Below are 22,128 nucleotides of genomic sequence, written 5' to 3'. Positions count from 1 at the left end.
AACGTCCGCCAACGGGAGTTGCGACCTGTCTGCCGCGAGGCGGGCGGCGTCGGCTGGCCGGGATCACCGTCGAGCCAGCGCGCCACGTCGTAGTAGTAGAGCTGCTTGCTCCACAGCATCCCGGCGAAGGCCTGCCGCATCACCATCGCCTCGTCCGGCGAGGCGGCCGGGGGAGTGAGGCCGGCGTAGAACTCGTCGGCTTCGGCCCGGCGCGTGGCGACGACGGCGTCGAAATCCTGACCCAGTGCGGTCGCCGGATCCGGGCCGTTGCCGGCCGGCCGCAGCCGCAACCGCAGCTCGACCGTGGTCTTCGGAGCGACGTCGATTCCGTACCAGGCAGCGGCCTTCGTCCCCTGGCGAGCGGGTTGACGGTCGCGGCGCCGGTCAGGACGTGGTCGTTGATCCCGTCCTTCGGGTACGGCGTCGTCGCGGCAACGTCGTACAGGAGTTGGGTGTTGGTCTCGTTCTCGCAGAAGAGCAGCGTCGGCGCGCGGCCCGCCGGATCCGGTCCGGCGAGCAGCTCGAGTTCCCCGAGTGACGGGTGGGAGACCCGCATCGACGTGTCGCCGGTCGCGGCGAGCTCGGGTCGCGGAGTGCCCGGGTCCCAGGACCAGGTGTTGCGGAACCAAGCCGTCGGCAGGACGTGGATCGTGGCCGGGTCGGGTCCGGCATTGGTGACCTGCACGGACATCAGGAGGTCGGTCGGAGTCGCCTTCGCGTAATGAACCTCGACGATCCAGTACCGGTCGTCGTCGAACACGCCGGTGTCCAGCAGTTCGTACTCGGGGTCGTGTTTGCCGCGTCTGCCGTTCTCCGCGCGCAGGTCGTCGTACGGGAAGGCGGCCTGCGGATAGTGGTAGCGCCAGCGGTTCCACGCGTGGTTCGGGGTGGCGTCGAGATACCACCAGTAGTCCTTGACGTCCTCTCCGTGATTGGCCTCCGCGCCGGTAAGGCCGAACGGCCGCTCCTTGAGCATGTGGTCGCGCCCGTTCCACAGCGCGAGGCCGAGACACAGGCGCTGCTCGCGGTCGCTGAACCCGGCCAGCCCCTCCTCGCCCCAGCGGTACGCCCGGGAGCGGGCCCGGTCGTGCGGAAGGTAGCTCCAGGCCTCGCCGTCGGCGCTGTAGTCCTCACGGACGGTGCCCCACTGGCGCTCGCTCAGGTACGGACCCCACAGGTACCACTCGTCAGATAGCTCGGGCATGGTTCTTCCCCCTCGACTTCACGCGGTCTGGGACCTTGCGCGCATCGCATTTACGATCGTTCCACGAGTGGCTGTCCAGGGGGATGGGTCGATGGGCGTCGACGTCGTTTTCTGGAGCGTGGTGACGGCACGCTTCGTGCTGCCCCTGTTCATCCCGAAGTATCCGCTGCCCGCGATCATCGGTTGCCTCGTGCTGGACGCGGCCGATCAGACGATCTTTCAAGCGTTCGGTTTCAATCCGCCGTTCTACCAGAGCTACGACAAGGCGATGGACGTGTTCTATCTGTCCGTGGCGTACACGGCGAGCCTGCGGAACTGGACGAGTCATCCCGCGTTCCGGATCAACCGGTTCCTGTTCTTCTACCGCCAGATCGGTGTGGTGGCGTTCGAGCTGACCGGCCTGCGCTGGCTGCTGCTGGTGTTCCCGAACACGTTCGAGTACTTCTTCATCGCCTACGAGACCGTGCGTACCCGGTGGAACCCGTTGCGGTGGGGATTCAAGTTCTGGGCGATCGTCGCCGGCGCGATCTGGGTGTTCATCAAGTTGCCGCAGGAGTACTGGGTGCACATCGCGCAGCTCGACGTCACCGACACGATCAGAGACGTGCCCTGGTTCGGTCCGGCGCTGCTCGCCGGCATCCTCGTGCTGATCGCGGTCTTGTGGTTCGTCGTACGCCCACGGCTGCCGCAGACCGACTGGTCGCTGCGGCTCGCGGCCGACCCCTTGCCGACCGGGATCGACGAGGCGCGCGAGCGGGCCGCGTTCCAGGCCGAGCACCGGAAGGTCTTCGACGAGGCGGCGGTGGAGAAGATCTTCCTGATCGGACTGATCAGCGTGATCTACGGGCGGGTCCTGCCCGGGGTCGAGGCGTCCAGCCTGCAGATCTTCCTCGCGGTCGCCTTCTACGCGATCGTCAACGCCGGGCTCGGACTGTGGGCGGCGAAGCGCGGCCACTCGTGGCAGTCGGCCGGGGTGTCGTTCGCGATCGTCTTCGTGACGAACATCGTCCTGGTCGCGGTCGCCGACCTGCTGCTGTCGCGGGGTGAGGGCCGCCTGCAGTTGACCGACACGCTGTTCTTCGTCTTCCTGTTCAGCATCCTGACGACCCTCTACGACCGCTACCGCCCGATCCACGACTACCGCGTCGAGATGGCGAAGACCGAAACCACGACCTGACTTACGACGTGATGCGTGCACGCAGGGCCTTCAGTGCCTCGAGGTAGATCTCGGAGAAGGTCGGGAACGGCTGGATGGTGTCCAGCAGGACGTCGAGCGGGATGCGGGCCCGGATGGCGAGGGTCGCTTGCTGCAGCCATTCGCCAGCCTCAGGGCCGAGCGCGTAGGCGCCGGTGAGCCGTTCGCCGTCGCTCAGGAGTGTCAGGAATCCGTTGCTCTCGGCGTACGCGTGGGTGTACGTCGCGGTCTTCGCGACATCGCGCAGGGCGACGGTCGCGCTGTGGCGGCTGTCCGTGGTCCCGACGGCGGCTGCCTGTGGGTCGGTGAAGACGACACGCGGTACGGCGTCGTAGTTGGCCGACCGGGATTCGCCGAGGATGTTGGCCGCCGCGACGCGTCCCTGGTACTTGCCGACGTGGGTGAACTGCCAGAGTCCGGTCACGTCGCCGACGGCCCAGACGCCTGGGACGACCTGGAGCCGGGCGTCGACCGGTACGCCGTGGGCGCCGGCCTTGACGTCGATCGTCTCCAGTCCGATCCCGTCGACTCGCGGTCGGCGGCCGGTGGCGACCAGCAGCCGGTCGCCCCGGAGTTCGCGTCCGTCGTCCAGGACCAGCACGTAGTCGTCGCCGTCGCGCCGGGCGGCGCTCGCCTTGACCCCCAGGAAGAGCTCGATCCCGTCGCTGCGGAGGACCTCGACGAGTGCCTCACCGAGCGGTGCGGCCTCGCGTGGCAGCAGATGCTCCGCGGCCTCGACGACCACGACCTCGCCGCCGAGCCGGCGGACCGCCTGGGCCATCTCGACACCGACCGGACCGCCGCCGAGGACCAGCAGCCGGCGCGGGACCGCCTTCATGCCCGTCGCTTCGCGGTTCGTCCAGAGGCCGTCGAGCTCCCGCAGGCCCGGGATCGGCGGCACGATGGGTTCGGCGCCGTTCGCGAGGACGATGTGATCCGCGGTGTAGTGGCGGCCGTCGACATCGACGACACCTGTGCCGGCCAGCCGTCCGCGGCCGCGGATCAGGTCGATGCCGTTGTCCGCGAGCCACTTCTCCTGGCCGGCATCGGAGTAGTCCGAAACCATGAAGTCGCGCCAGGCGAGCGCCGCCTCGACGTCAACCGTCGCGGGGGCGGCCGCGTCGTTCGCGGCGTGCGCGGCCTCGCCCGGTCGTAGCAGGGACTTGGACGGGATGCACGCCCAGTACGAGCATTCACCGCCGACGAGCTCACGCTCGACGATCGCCACCCGCAGGCCGCCCGCGGCGAGGGCTCCGGCGGTGTGTTCGCCGGGGGAGCCGCCGCCGATGACGATGACGTCGTAGTCGCTCATTGCGGGAGTTCCTGGCCGGACTGCTCGGCGACCATGTAGGTGGCGTACCACTCGGGCCACTGCTCGTCGAACTCGCCGCCGTTGCGCTTCTCGTGCTCGCCGTGGGCTGCCGCCGCCCGCTGCAGGGCCTGCTGCAGGTCGCCGACCGAGGAGTACGACGTCTCACCCGAGTCGATGCGGCCGGGGAGTCGCGTCGTGATCTCCTGCAGGAGCCAGGTGTTGCCGTCCGGGTCGCTGAACGTGGCGAACGAGCTGTAGCTGGCGCGTTCGTCGGCCGGTCCGGCGATCCGGTCGCTGGTGTCGGGCTGGAACTGGGCGCCTGGCGTCTTGGGGTGGAAGGCCGCGCTGACGTCGATGCCGTGAGCGGCGAGTTCGTTCCGTGCGGCCTCGATGTCGGAGACGACCAGGTACAGACCCCGGGCCGAGCCCGGCGCGGCCGAGGTGATGTTCGAGCCGAACTGGACCGACGCCGGCGAGCCCGGCGGCGTGAACTGGACGACCCGGAAGCCGTTGTCGAACGCGAAGTCGGCGTCGAGGCGCCACTCCAGCTGCTCGTAGAACGCCTTGGCCTTGTCGACGTCGGTGACGGGGATGACGACGGCCTCGAGCTTGAGATCGGTGCTCACTATGTCCTCCTGGTGTGTGTGTGGTCTTTCCCTAGCGACTATGCCGCTCCGCCGGCGGCTTCGCCCCAGTGATCCTCACTGGTCCCGGGCCGGGTCGAAGGTGGTCAGGTGCTGGACAGGCTTGGCTGGGGGGTGGACCCGTGGTTTCCACTGGGGTGATGGGGGAACGGTCGCCGCAGAGTGGTCGTAGCGGTACCCCTTCGAGAAACGGAAAGACCGATGACCACCATTCACTTCACCGAAATCACCACCTCGACACCCGAGCAGTTCATCGCCGGGCTCACCGACTTCGGGCCCGGCCGCTCGAAGCTCTTCCCCAACAGCCATGACGACTATCTGAAGGTGCACGACCAGGGACCCGGGTACGCCGACGTCACCGAGGGCTCGGGCGGCGTCTGGGAACGCCTGCACTACAACTGGTCCGACCCGAACCACGTCGTCCTGACAACCGTCGACTCCAACCTGTGGGGCGGCGCCTCCGGTCACACCTACACGTTCAAGCAGCGCGCGGACGGCGCGACCGAGATCGATGTCGTGATCGTGCGCGAAGGCAAGAACCTCAAGGGCCATCTGCTCGCGTTCGTGTTCGCCTTCGGCGGCAAGCGCGTGCTGGCCAAGGCCTTCGAGGAGACGGTCCGGGCCATCGAAGCCCGTAACATCCCAGCCGCCCCGGCGAGCCGGGCGCAGGTGTGACGACCGGCGTCGTCCGCTGTGAAAGCCGGCCGGAGCCTGGTGCTCCGGCCGGCTTTCGTGGTCAGGAGGGCTCCGACACGAAGAGCTCGATGGCGATGTTGTCGGGATCCTTGAGGTTGAGGTGCAGTCCGAACGGACTGACCTCGATCTCCGAGCAGGCGACACCTGCCGCGGCGAGGTTGGTGTGCCAGGCCTCCAGGTCAGCCCGGGACGGCACCTGGAACGCAACGTGGTCCAGCCCGATACGGCTGGGGTCGAAGCGCTGATCCGTCATCCCGGGATGGTCGCGCAGCGCGATCATCAGCCCCTGGCGGGCGACCACCACCAGGCTGAAGGGGCCACCGCTGGACGAGAACAGGGTCTCGGTACCGAGCACCCTGTTGTAGAAGTCGGCACTACGCCCCGGGTCGGTCACGGTCAGCGAAAGGTGTGAAACAGCATCGAGTGCGGGCATCGCCACCTCCTGGCCACAGTAAGCGGCACCAGCCCGCAGAACTCAACTCCCTACCAGCAGCCACCGGTTGCCGTCGGGATCGTCGAACTCCACGTAAGCCACACCGGTCGGCCAGCGGGAGGCGGGCCGCAGAGTCGCGCCACGAGCCTCGAGCTCGGCGCAGGCCACCTCGAGGTCGTCCACCCTCAACAGGCCGCAGGAAGAACCCGGCGTGGCCGAGCAGATGCCCGTGCCGATGAGAATCGAGCACGATGAGCCCGGCGGAGTCAGTTCAACGACCCGGACTGTCCCGGCTGCGTCGTCGCGATCCAGCCGGAAGCCCAGGGCACGGTAGAAGTGCCGGCTCCGGTCCACATCGGATACCGGAACGACGATTGCCTCGAGTTTGCTGTCCACGAGGCCCATGGTCTGCTCCGCCGTACGGCGTCGCGTCCGTGGAAACCACTGGTGTTCGTCAGCCGATCCGGGCCAGCGCACCTTTGAGCTGCCGGCGAGAGGTGATCCCCAGCTTGGAGAACGTCTTCCGGAGATGCCACTCCACGGTGCGGGGGCTGATGAACAGCTGGGCCGCGATCTCGGGATTGGTCATGCCGTCGCGGGCGAGCCCGGCGATCTGCGCTTCCTGCGCGGTCAGGTCGTTGAGTGTGTCCGGTCGGCGCTTGCGGACCGTCTCGCCGGTGGCGAGCAGTTCGTGGCGGGCCCGCTCGGCGAAGGCCTCGAGTCCCATCTCGGTCAGTTGTTCGTGGGCCGTGCGCAGCTGTTCGCGGGCGTCCATACGACGTCCCTCGCGTCGCAGCCACTCGCCGTACAAGAGGTGGGCTCGGGCGATCTCGACGCGGAGCGGAGTCCTGCTGAGGTGGTCGATCGAGTCGCGGTAGACGGTCTCGTCCGAGGCCAGGAGCGCCCTGGCGCGCGCCTCGATTCCCCGTCCCCAGTCTGTCGGGGTGGCCGTGGTGCGCTCGGTCAGCCAGGCGAGTGCGGTCTCGACGAGTTTGGTGTCGCCCGTCCTGGATGCCGCCTCGGCGAGTTCGCCGACGACCAGTACGCCGTACCCGAGGACGTCCTGCTCGAACACCTGCAGCGCCGCGTCGCGGGCGGCGTCGTACCGGCCGAGGCCGTTGTGCAGAACCGACTTCGCCAACGTCGCGAAGGCTGCCATCCGGCCCTGGCTGCGTGCGGTGGCCTCCCTGGCGGTCGCGTCGATCAGCGCGGTCGCTGTCGTCTCGTTGCCTCGGTAGGCCTCGAGCAGAAGCCGGGCGTACCCGACCGCAGGGTTGCCGGTCGCCGAGGCGAGGTCGCGGTCCTCCTCGACCAGGTAGCCGACTGCCTGCAGGTCGCCGGTCAGACACAACAGGTTGGCACGGAAGTTGAGCGCGAACTGCAGCTGCACGAGCGCGCCGGTCTCGCGTGCCATCCGGTCCTGTCTGAGCGCGAGTTCGTGGGCGGCGTCGAAGTCCCAGACCTCGACCGCGATGATGCCGCTGGCGCGGTTGCCGGCGAGCCAGAGCCAATCTGCGATGTCCGCGGCGTCGATCTGGGCTTCGCGTGCCTGGTCGAGAGCCTTGGTGAGGTGCGGCGCGGCTGCCGGGTAGCCGCGGGTGAAGCGGAGCGCGAGTGCCTGGAGCAGGACGTCGGCCGGTGCAGCCGAGGCGAGCGGGGGAGGAGCCTCGGCCGCTGCGAACGCGAGAATGCCCGGCGCATCGGGACCGCTGGCCCAGATGGCGGCCGACATCGCCTCGAGGTAGGCCACGCGCGCCCGGACGGGATCGTGCCGATCGAGTTGTTTCGCGGCGTTGAGCAGGGTGCGGGCGGCTTCGCGGGCGCGTCCCTGGTCGAAGGCGATCGATCCGCGCAGCCGTTCGACTTCCGCCGCCCGCAGCGCGTCCGGCGGTCCGGCGGTCACTGCTCCGAGCAGGTTCAGCGCCGCGTCGAGGGCGCCGGCACTGCGTTTCGCCGCCGCCGCGTCAAGTGCTCGCTGAGCCCTGCGGCCGGGCTCGGGGGTCAACTCCGCGGAGCGCTCGAGGAAGGTGCCGGCGGCGAAGAAGCCACCGCGGGCCTGCGCCCTGCGCGCCGACTGTTCGAGCTCGGCCGCGACCTGCTCGTCGGGCCGCGCGGAAGCCTGGGCCCAGTGCCACGCGCGCCGGTCCGGATCGAGGTCTGGATCGGTCACCTCGGCGAGCGCCTGGTGCACTGCCTGCCGATCCCGGGCGGTGGCCATCCGGTACGCCGCCGAGCGCACCAACGGGTGCCGGAAGGTGATGTGCTGGCCGAAGCTGATCAGTCCCGATTCGATGGCTCCTGCTGCCGGATCAGCTCCCAGGCCGAGTCGTTCGGCCGCCTGCCAGAGCAGGGGTGCGTCACCGAGTGGTTCGGCCGCGGCGGTCAGGAGCAGGAGCCGGGTGTCCGGCGGGAGGACTTCGAGCCGCCGTACGAAGCTCTCCTCGATCCGGCCGGCCAGTGTGCCCGCACTCAGGCCGTCCGCCAGTTCCGCGGCGGTCCAGGCCTGGGGCAGCTCGAGCAGGGCCAGCGGGTTGCCGCGCGTCTCAGCCACGATCCGGTCGCGGACGCGCGGGTCGACCGGTCCCGGGAGTACCGAATCCAGGAGGGCCCGTGCGTCGGCGTCGTCGAGGCCCCGGATCTCCAGCTCCGCGAGTCCGGACAGCTCGTGGTCCTCGCCGTCGCGAACGGCGAAGACCATGACCACGGACTCCGCCTCCAGCCGCCGGGCCACGAACGCGAGGATCCGCGCCGACATCCGGTCGAGCCACTGTGCGTCATCGACGACGCACAGCACCGGCTGTTGGGCGGCCGCGTCGGACAGCAGGTTCAGTACGGCGAGGCCGACCAGGAACCGATCCGGCGCCGTCCCGCTCAGCAGCCCGAACGCCGTACCGAGGGCCTCGTGCTGCGGTCGCGCCAGGCGCTCCATCCCGTCGAGGAACGGACGGCAGAGCTGGTGGAGTCCGGCGTACGCGAGCTCCATCTCGGACTCGATCCCGACCGCGCGCGCAACCTGGCAGCCGTTGACACGCGCCACCAGGGCGTCCAGCAGCGCCGACTTCCCGACTCCCGCCTCGCCGCGCAGAACCAGAGCCTCGCTCCGCCCCTGCCGCGCCGCGTCGACCATCCGGTCCAGTACGGCGCGCTCCCGCAACCGGCCCCGCAGTTCACGATCCGCCATCGCCACGCCTCAGGCTTGCACCCGGGATCCCCCCAACGCAACGCCGACGGATCAGCCCCCGGTGTTTCGGGCTTCGATGGCCTTGACCGTGTTCGCGAAGGCCTTGGCCAGGAGGCGCTTGCCCACGATGCCGACGACGACTCCGAGCATGCGTCCTTTGAGGTTCTTGCCCTCGCGGACGACCGTGACGTCGATCGCCGTCGTTCCGTCGGGCTGCGGCGTGAGGTCATAGGTGTGGCCGGACCGTCCGCCCCAGATGTTGGAGTCGGTCGTGGTCAGGACGATGTGGTTGGGGTCGGACCAGTCGTAGTGGAGCCGCTCCCAGATTCCGGCGGACCCTTCGGTGACGTCGGCGTCGTGATCGCCGCGGCTGTGGACCACGAGATACTCGTCGGTGCTGTTCCCGAAGAGTTCCGCACGCCCCGGCCCGAAGTCCGTCAGCCCGTTGACGAACTGCTCAGGCGTCGAGGTCGTGGTCGCATGCAGCCGAATCGTGGACATGTGCACTCCTTCTCCGTGGGGTCAGTCCCGCACCGACCCCACAATCCCGCACCCGACCACGGATCGCACCAGTGAGTTCGACGGGTTGTAGAACGTCTGCTTCGCGCTTGACCGGCTTCGCGCCGGGGTACCGGCGGTGCGTGACTGATGAGCGGCTCGTGGACCTTGCCCAACGGATGGCGAAGACGCTGACACCCGGTGATCTCGACCACACACTGAGCGGGATCACAGCAGCCGCGGTGGAGGCATTGCCGGACACCGACTACGCGAGCATCACGATTCTCCACAGCGACGGTCGTCTGGAGACGGCCGCTCCGACCGATGAACTGCTGTGGGGCCTCGACGCCGCGCAGTACGCGTTGCGCGAAGGTCCCTGCTATCAGGCCGCGGCCGATACGGTCCACATCGCGGCACCTGATCTGGCACGTGACGAGCGGTTTCCGCAGTACGCCGCGACCGCCGTGGCCGCGGGTATCCACGCGCAGGCAGGGATCCGGCTCTTCGACGCACCCAAGTCCCGTGGGGCACTCAACCTGTACGCTCGCGACCTCGGTGCGTTCAGCGACCTCGGCGCGATCGGCGAACTGTTCCGGCACCAGGCCGCGATGGCAATCGACTATGCCCGGGAGATCCACAATCTGCGCGAGGCGATCCGGACTCGCGGGACGATCGGCACCGCGGTCGGCATCGTGATGGAGCGCTACCACCTCCGCGACGACCGCGCCTTCGCGTTCCTGACCCGGCTGTCGCAGGACGGGAACGTCAGGCTGAGAGAAGTGGCGGAGCGTCTGATCGCAACCACGCACACATGAGATCGGCCCAGCGATTCGCGGGTGGGTGACCTGGGTACCGCGATCGCAGGAGCCTGGGACAGAGCTCGCCCGGTCAAAGATAGGCCAGTTCCGGCGATGAGGCCCCAGATCGACCCTGATGACCAGTCGTTCTCCATTCAACGCGTTCGCGTCCTCCGAACCTCAACACGCACAGACCGAAGCCCTGCTCCGCGAAGCCTCCGAGGAGGCCGGCGCCCGCCGTGAGGATCTCTTGCGGGAAGCCGTCGTACAGGGCGCTGCGATGGCGAGGTCGCTCGCGTTGCGGTACGACGGCCGTGGCGTGGAACGGGAAGAACTGTTCCAGGTCGCGTACGTCGGCCTCGTCAAAGCCGTCCAGGGATACCGACCGGGCCCGGGCACGGACTTCCGCTCGTACGCGTTCCCGACCATTCAGGGGGAGATCAAACGGCACTTCCGCGATTACGCGTGGAGTGTCCGCCCACCGCGCCGGATCCAGAACATGCAGGCGTCGATCAATGCCGTCGAGGGCGAACTGGCCGCACAGCTGCACCGCTGGCCGACCGACCAGGAGCTGGCCGACCGCATCGGGGTTCCGCTCGAGGACATCAGGGACGCGCAACGGGCCGTCGGCTGCTTTCACCCGGCATCGCTGGATGCCCCGCTGTGGATCGACTCGTCGATGTCACTCGGCGGCACAGTGCCGGACCGGGGGGACACCTACGAGCTCGTCAACCAGCTCGAGACCCTACGACCAGCCGTGGAGAACCTGGGCCCCCGGGACAAACTGATCCTTCGCCGGCGGATGGTCGATCACTGGAGCCAGGCCGAGATCGCTTCCGAGATCGGGGTCAGCCAGATGCAGGTCTCACGGCTTCTCCGCCGGATCATGGGCGTCCTGCGGTCCGCACTAGCCGCCTGAGTCTCGAGCGTTTTCAGTGCAACCGCAGGGGTACTCAGGCCGGATGGAGCACGCACATGTGGTGGTCACCGGTGGGGCAGGATTCGTGGGAAGTCACTTGTGCGAGCGGTTGCTGGCCGACCGGCATCGGGTGACTTGTCTGGACAACCTGCTGACGGGTGCGCCGGCCAACGTCGCCCACCTGATGGAGCATCCGGCGTTCACCTTCACCCGCTGCGATCTCACCGAGTTCGTCCATGTCCCGGGCGACGTCGATGTCGTGCTGCATTTCGCCAGCCCGGCCTCGCCGATCGACTATCTCCGGCTGCCGATCCAGACGCTGAAGGTCGGCGCCATCGGAACCTGGCACGCGCTCGGCCTGGCGAAGGAGAAGAACGCCCGCTTCCTGCTCGCCAGTACGTCGGAGGTCTACGGCGACCCGCAGATCCATCCACAGCCCGAGTCGTACTGGGGCAACGTCAACCCGGTGGGTCCGCGCGGCGTGTACGACGAGGCCAAACGGTACGCGGAGGCACTCACGACCGCCTACCGCAACAGCGAGGGCGTCGACACGGCGATCGTCCGGATCTTCAACACCTATGGACCGAGGATGCGCCCGGACGACGGCCGGGCGATTCCGACGTTCATCCGGCAGGCGCTGGCCGGTGAGCCGGTGACGGTGGCCGGTGACGGGAGCCAGACCCGATCGGTCTGCCATGTCTCCGACACCGTGGACGGTATTCTCCGGCTCGCGTTCGGTGATCACGCCGGTCCGATCAACATCGGCAACCCCGATGAGCGGTCGGTGCTGCGGATCGCGCAGGACGTCATCGCCGCGACCGGTTCGCGTTCGGGCATCGACTTCGTGGATCGTCCGGTCGACGATCCCGGCGTACGACGCCCGGACACGACCCTCGCCGAACACGTGCTCGGCTGGAAGCCCCGGGTCGACTGGCGCGACGGACTCAGGTCGACGGTTGCCTGGTTCCGTGAAGCTGTGCGCGTGCCGCAGTCAGCACTTCGGTGACGCCGATCCGCAAGAGCGCCGGGTCCGGCCGGTCGGCATGCGGATCGCCCAGCCGGCGTCCGTGATAGAGCACGGTATGCCGATCGAGGTCAATCCGAGGACCCCATCGAGCCGGTGGAACCGGGCCGAACAGCACCACCGATCGCACGCCCAAAGCTGTGGCCAGGTGCGCGATTCCGGTGTCGCCGCACACCACGAGTGCCGCCGACGCGACGCGTTCGGCGAGTTCAGGTATGGACAACCGGCCGCTCAGGTCCTCGGCCCCGGAGGCAACCGACAGCGCGTGGCACAGCTCGGTCTCGGTGCCGGTCAGGACGACACGATGCCGCTCGGCGCGCAACTCCGCGATGACTTCTGTCCATCGCTTAACCGGCCATCGTCGCGCACCGCTGGCAGCCCCGGGATGGACCACGATCGCGCCGTCGCAGGCGGCCTGGATCGCCAAGCGCAGGTCCGAGACGTCGCACGACCCACCGGCCGTGGACACCAGCCGGCACCATCGATCGACCTCGTGCTCGTCGTCCGACCAGCGGCAACCCGCGCGGTGACCGGCGGCCAGGCAGTCGAAGGCGATCAGCTCGCGCGGTGCGGCGGCCTGCAGCAACCGATGACTCTGCGGTCCACATCCGTGGAGGTTGACGGCCAGATGTGGCCCCAGGCCGAGCCCCGGCGGGCGTCCGGACAGACTCGTCGTACTCACGACGCCGTCGACCAGTCCGAGTCCGGCGAACCAACTGGACACCGGCTCGGGCCCGGCGAGAAGAAGCGGTCGGTCGGCGAACAGCCGGCGGAGCCCGCGCAGCGCCGGCACACCCGTCAGTCCGTCACCCAGGCCGAGGGCCCGCAGGATCAGGACCGGTGTCACGGCCAGGACGGCTCGATGGAAGGACAGACGACGAGCTCACGGATCTCGACGCCGGCGGGTTGGCCCAGGGCGTGAACGACGGTCTCGGCGACGGCTTCCGGATCGTTCAGCATCGCGTCGTCGCCGGGTTTGTACTGCTCCGGCCGTCCGTCGAAGAACGAGGTGCGCATCCCGCCCGGCACCAGCATCGTCACCCCGACGCGGCCGGCCGTCTCGACTGCCAGCGCGCGGCTGAGTCCGACCACTCCGAACTTGGACGCGCAGTACGCGGTCGCGTCGCTCAGCGCTCTTAGACCGAGGGTGGAGGCGACGGTGACGATGCGCCCGTGGCTGCGCTCCAACCGCGGTACGGCAGCCCGCGCGATCGCCGCCGTACCGATGAGGTTCACCTGGACCACCCGGACCCAGTCGTCCAGGGCAACCTCCTCGATGCGCCCGCAGGCATCGATTCCGGCGGCCGTCACCACCCCGGTCAGCGGCCCGATCGCCTCTTCGGCCGCCGCGAGCGCCGGCTCGGCGGCAGCAGGATCGGCGAGGTCGACCTCGATCCACGGCACGTCATCCGTCGCCGGTCGTTGCCGATCCAGCGCGATCGCCGTTCCACCGTGTTTGCGCACCGCTGCGGCCACTGCGGCTCCCAGTCCGCTGGCTCCACCGGTCACGGCAACTCTCTCCAAGCTCATCAGCTGCTTCCTTCCAGAATCGAGGTTGTCGATCGTCCGGGCAGGAACGGGACCAGCACCACACGGCCGCCCCAACCTTTCACGATCGGTGCTTCCGGCAACATCTCTTCGGTGTAGTCGCCGCCCTTCGCCCAGACGTCCGGACGCAGCCGGTCGAGCGTCTCGCGCGGATCGTCGCCGTCGAACACGATGGTCGCGTCGACGCAACGCAGCGACTCGAGCACGCGGCAGCGGTCCTGCTGCGAGTTCACCGGGCGATCGGCGCCCTTCAGCCGGCGGACGCCGGCGTCGGAGTTGACCAGCACGATCAATGCGTCGCCCAGCCGCCGCGCGGCTTCCAGGCTGACGATGTGGCCAGCATGCAGGACGTCGAAGCATCCGCCGGTGGCGACCACGGTGCCTCCGGCGGAGCGGACCCGGCGGATCACGTCGGCAGCGTCCCTTTCGGGTGCAGTGGCTCCGATGATCGTCCGCGCGTTGACACCGCCGGCGGCGAGCCAGCCGGCCGTGTCGGCGACCGCAGACTCGACGGCGGACCGTGCCGTCGCGCCGGCGGCGAGTTCGGCAGCCGCGGTACCGGCGAACCGGTCGCCGGCGCCGCAGGTGTCGCCTCCGTGGTTGAACGGTGCCGGTGTGAAGAACGGCGGTGCGCCGCCGGCTGCTGTGAAGACGCCTGTTCCGCCGTCGGTGACCGCCACAGCCGACGCCCGCCACTGGTCGCGCAATCTGGTCGCGAGCACGTCGAGCGGTGCGGCTCGGAGACCGCTGAACCACCGGGCCTCCGCCCGGTTCGGCGTCGCCAGACTCACTCCGGGCACGAGTGCGGCACCGCGGGGATGCGGGTCCCACACGATGGCTCGCCGGGTAGCCCACCGGCGCAGCACGGCACGGACGATCGGATGGCTGACCACGCCGCCGGCATAGTCCGACACCAGTACGGCCTCGGCCAGCTCGAGCTCTTCTTCCAGCGCTGAGACATCACACACGTCGTCGATCTCGCCCGGTGCTTCCACATCCAGCCGCAGCAGAGACTGCCCGGCACTGCGTACTCGCGTCTTGCACCGGGTGCCGGCCGAGGTGAGTATGGCCGTCACCGGAACCTGCTCCGTCAACAGCGAGCACAGGCGCTTGGCGGGCTCGTCGTCGGCGAGCGCCGTGACCAACCGAACCTCGATGCCTTCCCGGGCCAGCAGCACCGCGGCAAGACCTGCGCCGCCGGCTCGCTCGCTCGTTCCTTCGATCTGCACCACTGGAACGGGCGCGTCGGGACTCACCCGGTGCACGTCGCCTTCGATGTCGCGGTCGAGCAGTACATCCCCGACCACCAGGACCCGGACCGTCACCGGATCACCTCCTCGAGCTCGGACGGAAGGACGGTGGGCAGGTAGCGCTCCAGCGCGGAACACAAGGCATGGACAGCGACCAGGTGGACTTCCTGCACTGCCGTCGGCGCCGCGGAGCGTACGGCGATCGCCCGGTCCGCCGCCGCTGCCAGCGGATTCGGCGCTGGTCCGGTCAGGGCCCAGACCTGAACGCCGGCGGACCGGGCCGCCGTCGCAGCCGTCAGGAGGTTCGCGCTACGGCCGCTGGTCGACAGCAGCAGGAGAACATCGCCCGGGCGTCCGTGCGCGCGAACCTGACGGGCGAAGAGTTCGTCCGATCCGAAGTCGTTGCCGATCGCGGTCAGCGTCGAGGTCTCGGCGTGCAGCGCGATCGCCGACAACGGTGGGCGGTCCGGAGCTTCGAACCGGCCGACCAGCTCCGCGGTCAGATGTTGCGCCTCGGCCGCGCTCCCACCGTTGCCAGCGGCAAGTAGTCGGTGGCCGCCCGCCAGCAGACCCGCCAGCTCGCAGCCCCACGCCTCGATCACGCGATCCTGTCGTTCCAGGCTTCTCAGGCCGGCGCGAAGCTCAGCCAGGTGCTGCGGCAGCGAACCGAAGGCGGCCATCAGGAACTCCTGCCCGTCGTCGTCACCGGAGTCTTGATGCGTTCGTAGACGTCTTCGGTGTCGGCGGCCACCTTGGCCCAGGTGTACTTCCGTTCGACCCTCTCCAGGCCGGCACGGCCGAGTTCCTTGCACAGTGGCGAGTTGTGGAGCAGATCATTGAGTACGGCGGCCAGCCGCCCGGGATCCCGCGGTGGCACATGGATGCCGGTCACGCCGTCGACGACGGTGTCCAGCAGCCCGCCGACCGCCGAGGCGACGACCGGCTTGCCACAAGCCATGGCTTCCAGCGGGACGATGCCGAACGGTTCGTACCACGGAGTGCACACGACGAGATCAGCGGAGCGGATCAGCGCAGCGACGTCTCGGCGGGCAACCGCACCCACCAGATGAACTCGATCCGCGACGCCCAGACGCGTTGCCTCCGCGCGCAACCGTCGTACCTCGGGATCGTCGTCGAAGGCATGGATGGGGCCGCCGGCAACGACGAGCTCGGCATCGGGCACCCGGCTCACGGCCTGGACCACGGTGTCGACGCCCTTGCGCTCGACCAGACGGCCGAGGGACAGGATGCGCCCGCCACGACCGTGCCACCACTGCTCTTGCGGCGGTGAGGGTTCGAAGATCTCAACGCCACAAGGGACGACATGCAGCGAATGCGCCGGTGCTCCGAGCGCCAGCAGTTCGCGGACCTCGTCGGTGGCGGTCGCGATCACGGCGTCCGCCTCGGCTGCCAACCAGGTCTCGATACCTCGTCGTTGTGGTGGGCTGGTGTCGGCGGCGCCCTGGTGTCGGCGTTTCACCACGCCCAAGGCGTGGAACGTCTGCGCGAACGGGACGGGAACCGCGCGACGCGCCTCCAGGCACGCGAGGCCGGACATCCAGAAATGGGCGTGTACGACGTCCGGTGGTTCTGCGGACCACCGCTGTCCGATCCATTGCCCGAACGTCCGCATGTACGGCAAGAGGTCGTCCTTGGCCATCGGCTGGGCCGGCCCGGCCGGTACGTGGACGACGTCGACGCCTGGGCCCAGCGGCACCCGTTCCGGGGTGCCGGGATCGTCGCGCCGGGTGTAGACGTCGACCTGATGGCCACGGTCGGCGAGTGCTTGCGACAGCGCCGCCACGTGGACGTTCTGTCCGCCGGCGTCAGCACCGCCGAGAACGGCCAGCGGGCTGGCATGCTCGGACACCATCGCGATTCTCATCGGCAGACCTCCTTGAGCATGCGATCCCATTCGTCGAGGAACTTCGGCAGCCCGAAGTGGGTCAAGGCGTGCGTTCTGGCCGCGAGCCCGCGTTCGCGGGCTTCGGCTGGGTCCGACAACCAGCGACCTGCTGTGGACGCGAGCAGCTCGAGGTCCGAGCTGACGACCCCTGCCGCGGACGGGACGGCCTCCGGCGCGGCCGTCGCCGCGACGACGAGGACCGGAACGCCGAGGGTCATCGCTTCGATCAGGGACAGGCCAAGGCTGGTCCAGCGGTACGGGTGGAGGTAGGCGAAGTGCATCGCCATTCGCCGGTGCAGCTCGGCCTGCGACACCGCGCCGGTTCCGGTGAGCCCGGTGCGGATCAGTCCGGAGAGTTCGTCCGTACCGAGACCGTAGACGCTGACCGGCACGTGTTCGGCGAGCTTCGCTACCAGATCCATGCCCGCCACCCTCGACCGTCGCACCGGTTCGTTGACCGAGACGAGAAGCGAGTCGAGGGTTCCGGTGTACTGGTAGCCATAATCCGGAACGCCGTGGTCGATCACTTCCGCCGGCGCGAGCCCGTTGTCCCACATGGTCCGGTTGAACTGTGTGACGTGCACGATCGGGATGTCACCGCGCGCGGCCAGTGGATGTCGCCAGTCGTCGACGTCACCGCGGGGTGTGTTGTGCTCGACGTACACAGCGGGTACGCCGCGCCGGCCAAGCGCACGCCCGGTCCATCGCTGGAAGAGCTCGAGTTCGTGGTGACGCTGGAGGACGACCACATCGAAGTCGGCGCTGCGCAGTTGTTCGGGAGTCAGCTCCTGCACGGAGTCGGGCCACGGATACGTCTGCGCGCGTCCTTTGCCGTCCGGGCCCCGGTCGGGCAGGACCGGGACGTAGTACTCGTGCGCGCCCTGGACGAACGACGTCATCCAGGCTGCGTGCACATGCCACGCCAGGATCCTCATCGGGCAACCTCCTTGATCAATGTGCGTACGGCGGCGACCACGTCGTCCGGCGACACCTGGTCCAGGCAGGGATGCCCCGGCACCGGGCAGACCCGCGCACGAGTGGCACGACACGGTGCCTGCTGGTCGCCCAGGACGACCGAGGGCACCCGCCACGGTGCCCACTGCGCGGCCGGGACGACGGGTGAGAACAGCGAGACCACCGGCGTACCGACGGCGGCGGCGAGATGGGCCGGTCCGGTGTTGCCGACGATCACCACCTGAGCGGCCCGCAGCAGGGCAGCCAACTGCCGGTAGTTGGTGCGGCCACCGAGATCGGTGGCGTTGCTACCGGCGACTTCCGCGGTGAGTGCCCGTTCGCTCGGTGAACCGGTGACCAGGACCTGGTGGCCGTCGGCCACGAGGGCCTTCACCGTTGCGGTCCAATGATCTGCGGACGCGGTCCGCGCAGGCACCGAGGCACCAGGATGGGCGACGACGAACGGCTGGACGTCGACGGCGGGCAGGATCTCCTTGATCCTCAGCCGGCCGTCGTCACCGTCGGGAAGGTGATAGCCGGCCGCTGCCACGAGGTCGAGCGCGCGCTCGACCTCGTGCCCGGACATGGACCGATGGCGTAGGTCGAGGAGTGATCCCGGATAGTCCTCGGAGGCCGCGGCGACGTGCTTGATGCCTGCCATCCGCAGGAGAAGAGCCATCGGCAGCGCGCTTTGGTGGTACGACGTGAGCACGATCGCGGCGCCGAAATGCTCGAGCGCCAGCGTGTCGATCAGCGTGTTCACGCTGCGCCGATCGACCGGTGGTGGATCGAAGCCCGTCCACGGACACGGCCACGCCAGCACGTCGCGCACGCCGGGGAGCAGCCAAGCGGCCTGTTCGCCCGACGGCGCCACCAGCAGCACCACCCGATCTGTTGCGGCGACCGCCCGGATCGCGGGCCCGGCCAGGAGAACATCGCCGTCGTTGTCCATCCGGGTGATGAGCACGTTCCTCATCGGCGGCCTCCGGTCCCGAGCACATGCTCGACCGCGGAGAGAAGATCGGGTCGCACGGTGCCGGCCGCGCGCACCTCATCGGCGCGAGTCGCCCCGTTGGGCACCAGGATGGAACGAGCCCCCGCGGCCTTCGCCGCGTCGACGTCGGACCCGATGTCGCCGATCACCACCACCTGGTTCGGCGCGATGCCGAGGTCGTTCGCCGCGGCCAGCACCAGACCCGAGGCAGGCTTGCGGCACGCGCAGCCTTCCGCCTCGGTGTGGGGACAGACCTGCCAGGTGTCGAACGGCCCGAGCAACTCGTCGAGCCGTTTGTTGACTGCGGCAACTTCCTCCGCGGACACCAGTCCTCGTCCGATGCCGGACTGGTTGGTGATCACCCCGACAGCCAGCCCAGCCTGTCTCAGCTTGTGGAGAGCTTCGTGAGCCTGCGGGACAGGGCGTACGCGGTCGGGATCGCCGTTGTAGGGCACGTCGTGGACGAGAGTGCCGTCGCGGTCGAACAGCACCGCGCTGACCTTGTCCGTCCAGGCGACGCTGCCGCGGTGGCGCCAGGTTCCACGCGCACGATGCCAGACAGCGACGAACGGCAGGACGGCAGAGGTCACCAGCATCCGGACGACCTCGCCCGGGGTGCGGGGACCCGGGATGATGCGACGCCGAGCGAAGTCAGCCGTCAGCAGAGCCCACCCGGCGGCAGCCCTTTTGCTTCCCAGCAAGGCGACGGCCGCAGATACCACTGTTGCGAGATGCCACTTGAGCCGGCCCGGTGGACAGTCGGCCAACCTGCGCCAGTGTCTTCCGTAGATCGCACGCATGAGCGCGTCGTCCGCATTTCCGCGCTGCACCCGGACACTGATCCAGAAGCCTTCGGGGCGGACGGGATGGACGATGTGTCGCTCTCCCTCGACGAGTCCCCAGCCGTGCTGCCTGATCCGCAGAGCCAGCTCGGCGTCCTCACGGTAGGCCCTGGGGAACCGCTCGTCGAAGCCGCCTACCTGCTCCAGGGCCGTTCGGCGATAGGCCATGTCCGCAGTCGCCCACTTGGCGCTTCTCAGACCGGCCGTACTGCGCTCCCAGTCGGTCGGCCGGTCCGACACCGGAACCTCGATGCCACCTTGGACGCCGGCAACGTGGTCGCCGGCTCGCCGCAGATCGTCGTACAGGGCCGAGATCCAGCCGTCTGGCAGTCGTACATCGTCGTCGAGGAAGGCGATCCACTCGGTGTCAGCAGCCCTCCAGCCGACGTTGCGTGCCGCGGCCGGTCCGCGGCCACCGGAGTGCAGCACCCGGTGATCGCACACCAGTGGCCGGTCCGGATTCGAGCGATCGTCCACGACGTACACAGCCGCCGGTTGGGGCTCTTGCGCGGCGAGGTCGGTGAGAACGTTCGTCAGACAGGTACGGCCGACTGTCGGGATGACGATGGTGACGCCGGTCAACGGAACGCTCCGGCACGGCGTACGACGTGCGGCCCGATCGCCAACACGTCCGCGGGTGTCGAACCGAACAGCTCGAGTACGTCGGACGGGCTGTCGACCATGGGGCGTCCGGCGGTGTTGAGACTGGTATTCACCAGGACAGGCAGACCGGTGCGGTGTTCGAACCTTTCGAGGAGCCTGGTCAGGAGCGGTTCGTCTGCCGCATCGACCGTCTGGATTCGCGCAGTCCCGTCGACGTGGACAACCGCCGGGATGCGGTCCTGCCAAGCAGGGGCGACGTCGTGCACGAACAGCATGTAGGGGCTCGGAAGTGGGCCGTCGAAGATTTCAGCCGCGCGCTCCGCCAGCACCAGCGGCGCGACCGGCCGGAACTGTTCGCGGCCCTTGATGTCGTTGAGGCGCTCCAGGTTCTCTCTGCGTCCGGGGTGCGCGAGCAACGAACGGTGGCCGAGAGCGCGAGGCCCGTACTCCGACCTGCCCTGGTACCACGCGACGATCTGGTCGTCGGCCAATGCCTGCGCGACCACGTCCGCCACGTCCGCGGGTGTCTCGAAGGGGAGGGCGGCCTGCCTCAGTCGGGCCGCCAGTTGATCATCGGTCCAGCCACGGCCCAGTGCGGGCGTGCGCATCCGTTCGGGACGTCCCTTTGCGGCGCTCAGGTGGAGTGCGGCCCCCAGCGACGTACCGGCGTCGCCTGCGGCCGGCTGGACCCAGACCTCGTCGTACGGGCCCTTGCGGGCAAGGACCGAATTGGCCACACAGTTGAGCGCGGTGCCGCCGGCCATGGTCAAGGCTCGTGCACCCGTCTGTTCGTGCAACCAGACGGCCAGCTCCAGCATGACTTCTTCCAGCCGTCGCTGCACACTGCAAGCCAGGTCCGCATGGGCATCGGTCAGGTCGTCGCCGGGGTTGATCTTCGGTGCGTAGCCGGACCAGTCGATGCCTGTGGTGCGGAATCCGCCGTCATCCGTCGTACGCACGAGCTCACGAAAGTCGGCGAGGTGGCGTGGCTTGCCGTACGACGCGTACGCCATCACCTTGTATTCGTCGCTGGAGCGCAGGAAACCGAGGTGATCGGTCAGATCCTCGTACAGCAAGCCCAGCGAGTGGGGAAGCTCCTGCGTTGCCAGCACTTGCAACTCTGGTCCGTCGTACACACCCGCCAGGTGTGAGGCGCGCTCGCCCCGCCCGTCGAGCACCAGGCAGGCGCTGCGCTGGTACGGCGCCGCCAGACCGGCTGACGCGGCGTGGGCGACATGGTGCGGGACGAACGTGACCTTGGCCGGATCCAGGCCGGGCAGCGCCGCGCCGAGGAAGTTGGGCGCCCGGCGCGCATAGTCGGTCCGGGCTCGATCACCGGGGTCGGAGACGCCGAGTTCGGCGAGATCGACACACAGAGTGGGATCGAACGAGTATCCGACCTCGTCGAGGTCCTCGGGGCGGAGGCCGCCCTCTTCGAGACACCAGCGCATGGCCTGCTCGGGTAGTTCCCATGCCGACCACGGCACCGGGCGTTTGCCGTGTTTGCGCCTGCTGAACCGTTCTTCCTCAGCCGCAGCGACGATCCTGCCGTCGACGACCAGTGCGGCCGACGGGTCATGGAAGATCGCGTTCACCCCGAGCACTCGCATTTCATCCACCTCCTCGAACGAGGCGCGTAGGTACCCCCGAAAGCGCCTCCTACACGTGGAGTAGCGCTGATCTTCGCAATCAGCCGGGTTACCCAGGCGGCCACGCGCGCTGCGGTTTCAACGCGCGCAGCCTGGTGGTCCGGATCCCGCGCGAGACCCGGCCACCGGATCCTGATCACGCCAGGTTCCCCGCCAGACCGGCTGTACACGTCGCCCACCCACCGGCTGCCGCTGTCGGAGGGTCCGGCGTGCGCGACCGGTTTGGTGATGGCGCCCGCGACGTGACCGATCAGCAGGCTTCGCGCGAGCCGGAGAGCAGCTCTCGGGACGCGGTCGAACCAGACATGTCGGACGCGCGGACAGGTGCCTGACGGCCGGAGTTTCGTTGCTCGGCGCGGAGCTGGTCAGGCCTGCGGCGAATCGTCAGCGGTAGCGGGCCGCTGCTCGATGGTGGTTTTGATGGCCTCGAGGGCGCGGCTGAGAATCCCGCACCCGGCTGTCTGCACTTCCCAGCGGCT

21 protein-coding genes are annotated in these 22,128 nt (G+C 68.9%); 5 read left to right on the top strand and 16 right to left on the bottom strand.

Annotated features, from left to right (window positions below; genetic code table 11):
- Positions 1-139: 139 nt before the first annotated feature.
- Complete coding sequence (locus OG876_RS43945; RefSeq protein WP_442914092.1) at positions 140-1,204, bottom strand: hypothetical protein; 1,065 nt, start codon at positions 1,202-1,204, stop codon at positions 140-142.
- 67 nt (positions 1,205-1,271) lie between these two features.
- Between OG876_RS43945 and OG876_RS02685 the strand changes: the two genes are divergently transcribed.
- On the top strand, positions 1,272-2,381 hold the full coding sequence (locus OG876_RS02685) for a hypothetical protein (RefSeq protein ID WP_328523121.1): 1,110 nt from the start codon (positions 1,272-1,274) through the stop codon (positions 2,379-2,381).
- Between the two features lies 1 nt (position 2,382).
- Here the strand turns inward: OG876_RS02685 and OG876_RS02680 are convergent, their stop codons facing one another.
- Complete coding sequence (locus OG876_RS02680) at positions 2,383-3,711, bottom strand: dihydrolipoyl dehydrogenase family protein (RefSeq protein WP_328523120.1); 1,329 nt, start codon at positions 3,709-3,711, stop codon at positions 2,383-2,385.
- A complete protein-coding gene (locus OG876_RS02675) occupies positions 3,708-4,337 on the bottom strand; it encodes a VOC family protein (RefSeq protein WP_328523119.1) in 630 nt (209 codons plus the stop codon). Before OG876_RS02675 ends, OG876_RS02680 begins: the two co-directional genes overlap by 4 nt.
- Before the next feature lie 219 nt (positions 4,338-4,556).
- On the opposite strand from OG876_RS02675, the gene OG876_RS02670 reads away from it, so the two are divergent.
- Positions 4,557-5,030 (top strand): hypothetical protein, encoded by a 474-nt coding sequence (locus OG876_RS02670; RefSeq protein WP_328523118.1) that lies wholly within the window; start codon positions 4,557-4,559, stop codon positions 5,028-5,030.
- Positions 5,031-5,091: 61 nt separating this feature from the next.
- Here OG876_RS02670 and OG876_RS02665 read toward each other — a convergent pair whose 3' ends face one another.
- Genes OG876_RS02665 through OG876_RS02650 form a run of 4 tightly spaced genes read right to left on the bottom strand, consistent with a single transcriptional unit; the run spans position 5,092 to position 9,166 of the window.
- Positions 5,092-5,484: a VOC family protein gene (locus tag OG876_RS02665; RefSeq protein WP_328523117.1), complete on the bottom strand. Its 393-nt coding sequence runs from the start codon at positions 5,482-5,484 to the stop codon at positions 5,092-5,094.
- Positions 5,485-5,526: 42 nt separating this feature from the next.
- Positions 5,527-5,880, bottom strand: a complete 354-nt coding sequence (locus OG876_RS02660) for a VOC family protein (RefSeq protein WP_328523116.1) — start codon at positions 5,878-5,880, stop codon at positions 5,527-5,529.
- A 58-nt stretch (positions 5,881-5,938) separates the two neighbouring features.
- A complete protein-coding gene (locus OG876_RS02655) occupies positions 5,939-8,665 on the bottom strand; it encodes a helix-turn-helix transcriptional regulator (protein WP_328523115.1) in 2,727 nt (908 codons plus the stop codon).
- 51 nt (positions 8,666-8,716) lie between these two features.
- Entirely contained in the window at positions 8,717-9,166 is a 450-nt protein-coding gene (locus OG876_RS02650) for a hypothetical protein (protein ID WP_328523114.1), read from the bottom strand.
- A gap of 140 nt (positions 9,167-9,306) precedes the next feature.
- Here OG876_RS02650 and OG876_RS02645 point away from each other — a divergent pair, with 140 nt between their 5' ends.
- The 3 genes from OG876_RS02645 to OG876_RS02635 all read left to right on the top strand — a co-directional run bounded on the left by OG876_RS02645 (position 9,307) and on the right by OG876_RS02635 (position 11,885).
- Complete coding sequence (locus OG876_RS02645) at positions 9,307-9,978, top strand: GAF and ANTAR domain-containing protein (protein WP_328523113.1); 672 nt, start codon at positions 9,307-9,309, stop codon at positions 9,976-9,978.
- A gap of 118 nt (positions 9,979-10,096) precedes the next feature.
- Positions 10,097-10,879, top strand: a complete 783-nt coding sequence (locus OG876_RS02640; RefSeq protein ID WP_328523112.1) for a sigma-70 family RNA polymerase sigma factor — start codon at positions 10,097-10,099, stop codon at positions 10,877-10,879.
- A 43-nt stretch (positions 10,880-10,922) separates the two neighbouring features.
- Positions 10,923-11,885, top strand: coding sequence for a UDP-glucuronic acid decarboxylase family protein (locus tag OG876_RS02635; RefSeq protein WP_328523111.1), 963 nt, complete (start codon positions 10,923-10,925; stop codon positions 11,883-11,885).
- Here OG876_RS02635 and OG876_RS02630 read toward each other — a convergent pair.
- Genes OG876_RS02630 through OG876_RS02590 form a run of 9 tightly spaced genes read right to left on the bottom strand, consistent with a single transcriptional unit; the run spans position 11,824 to position 21,610 of the window.
- Entirely contained in the window at positions 11,824-12,750 is a 927-nt protein-coding gene (locus OG876_RS02630; RefSeq protein ID WP_328523110.1) for a glycosyltransferase family 9 protein, read from the bottom strand. The genes OG876_RS02635 and OG876_RS02630 overlap by 62 nt on opposite strands.
- Positions 12,747-13,433 (bottom strand): SDR family oxidoreductase, encoded by a 687-nt coding sequence (locus OG876_RS02625; protein ID WP_328523109.1) that lies wholly within the window; start codon positions 13,431-13,433, stop codon positions 12,747-12,749. The genes OG876_RS02630 and OG876_RS02625 overlap by 4 nt, the downstream gene beginning before the upstream one ends.
- Positions 13,433-14,776: a PfkB family carbohydrate kinase gene (locus OG876_RS02620; protein ID WP_328523108.1), complete on the bottom strand. Its 1,344-nt coding sequence runs from the start codon at positions 14,774-14,776 to the stop codon at positions 13,433-13,435. Before OG876_RS02620 ends, OG876_RS02625 begins: the two co-directional genes overlap by 1 nt.
- Positions 14,773-15,381, bottom strand: coding sequence for a D-sedoheptulose-7-phosphate isomerase (locus OG876_RS02615; protein WP_328523107.1), 609 nt, complete (start codon positions 15,379-15,381; stop codon positions 14,773-14,775). Before OG876_RS02615 ends, OG876_RS02620 begins: the two co-directional genes overlap by 4 nt.
- Complete coding sequence (locus tag OG876_RS02610) at positions 15,381-16,586, bottom strand: glycosyltransferase (RefSeq protein WP_328523106.1); 1,206 nt, start codon at positions 16,584-16,586, stop codon at positions 15,381-15,383. The genes OG876_RS02615 and OG876_RS02610 overlap by 1 nt, the downstream gene beginning before the upstream one ends.
- Positions 16,583-17,542 carry a glycosyltransferase gene (locus OG876_RS02605; RefSeq protein ID WP_328523105.1) on the bottom strand — a complete coding sequence of 320 codons (960 nt, stop codon included), beginning with the start codon at positions 17,540-17,542 and terminating at the stop codon, positions 16,583-16,585. The genes OG876_RS02610 and OG876_RS02605 overlap by 4 nt, the downstream gene beginning before the upstream one ends.
- Positions 17,539-18,537, bottom strand: a complete 999-nt coding sequence (locus tag OG876_RS02600) for a glycosyltransferase family 9 protein (protein ID WP_328523104.1) — start codon at positions 18,535-18,537, stop codon at positions 17,539-17,541. Before OG876_RS02600 ends, OG876_RS02605 begins: the two co-directional genes overlap by 4 nt.
- Complete coding sequence (locus OG876_RS02595) at positions 18,534-19,979, bottom strand: HAD-IIIA family hydrolase (RefSeq protein WP_328523103.1); 1,446 nt, start codon at positions 19,977-19,979, stop codon at positions 18,534-18,536. The genes OG876_RS02600 and OG876_RS02595 overlap by 4 nt, the downstream gene beginning before the upstream one ends.
- Complete coding sequence (locus OG876_RS02590; protein WP_328523102.1) at positions 19,976-21,610, bottom strand: carbamoyltransferase family protein; 1,635 nt, start codon at positions 21,608-21,610, stop codon at positions 19,976-19,978. Before OG876_RS02590 ends, OG876_RS02595 begins: the two co-directional genes overlap by 4 nt.
- Positions 21,611-22,128: the final 518 nt, after the last annotated feature.

It is taken from the genome of Kribbella sp. NBC_00359 (genome assembly GCF_036097425.1).
In the GTDB taxonomy this organism is placed as follows: domain Bacteria; phylum Actinomycetota; class Actinomycetes; order Propionibacteriales; family Kribbellaceae; genus Kribbella.
Note: the sequence above shows the minus strand (reverse complement) of the source record. Positions and strands in the feature narration are given on the sequence as shown.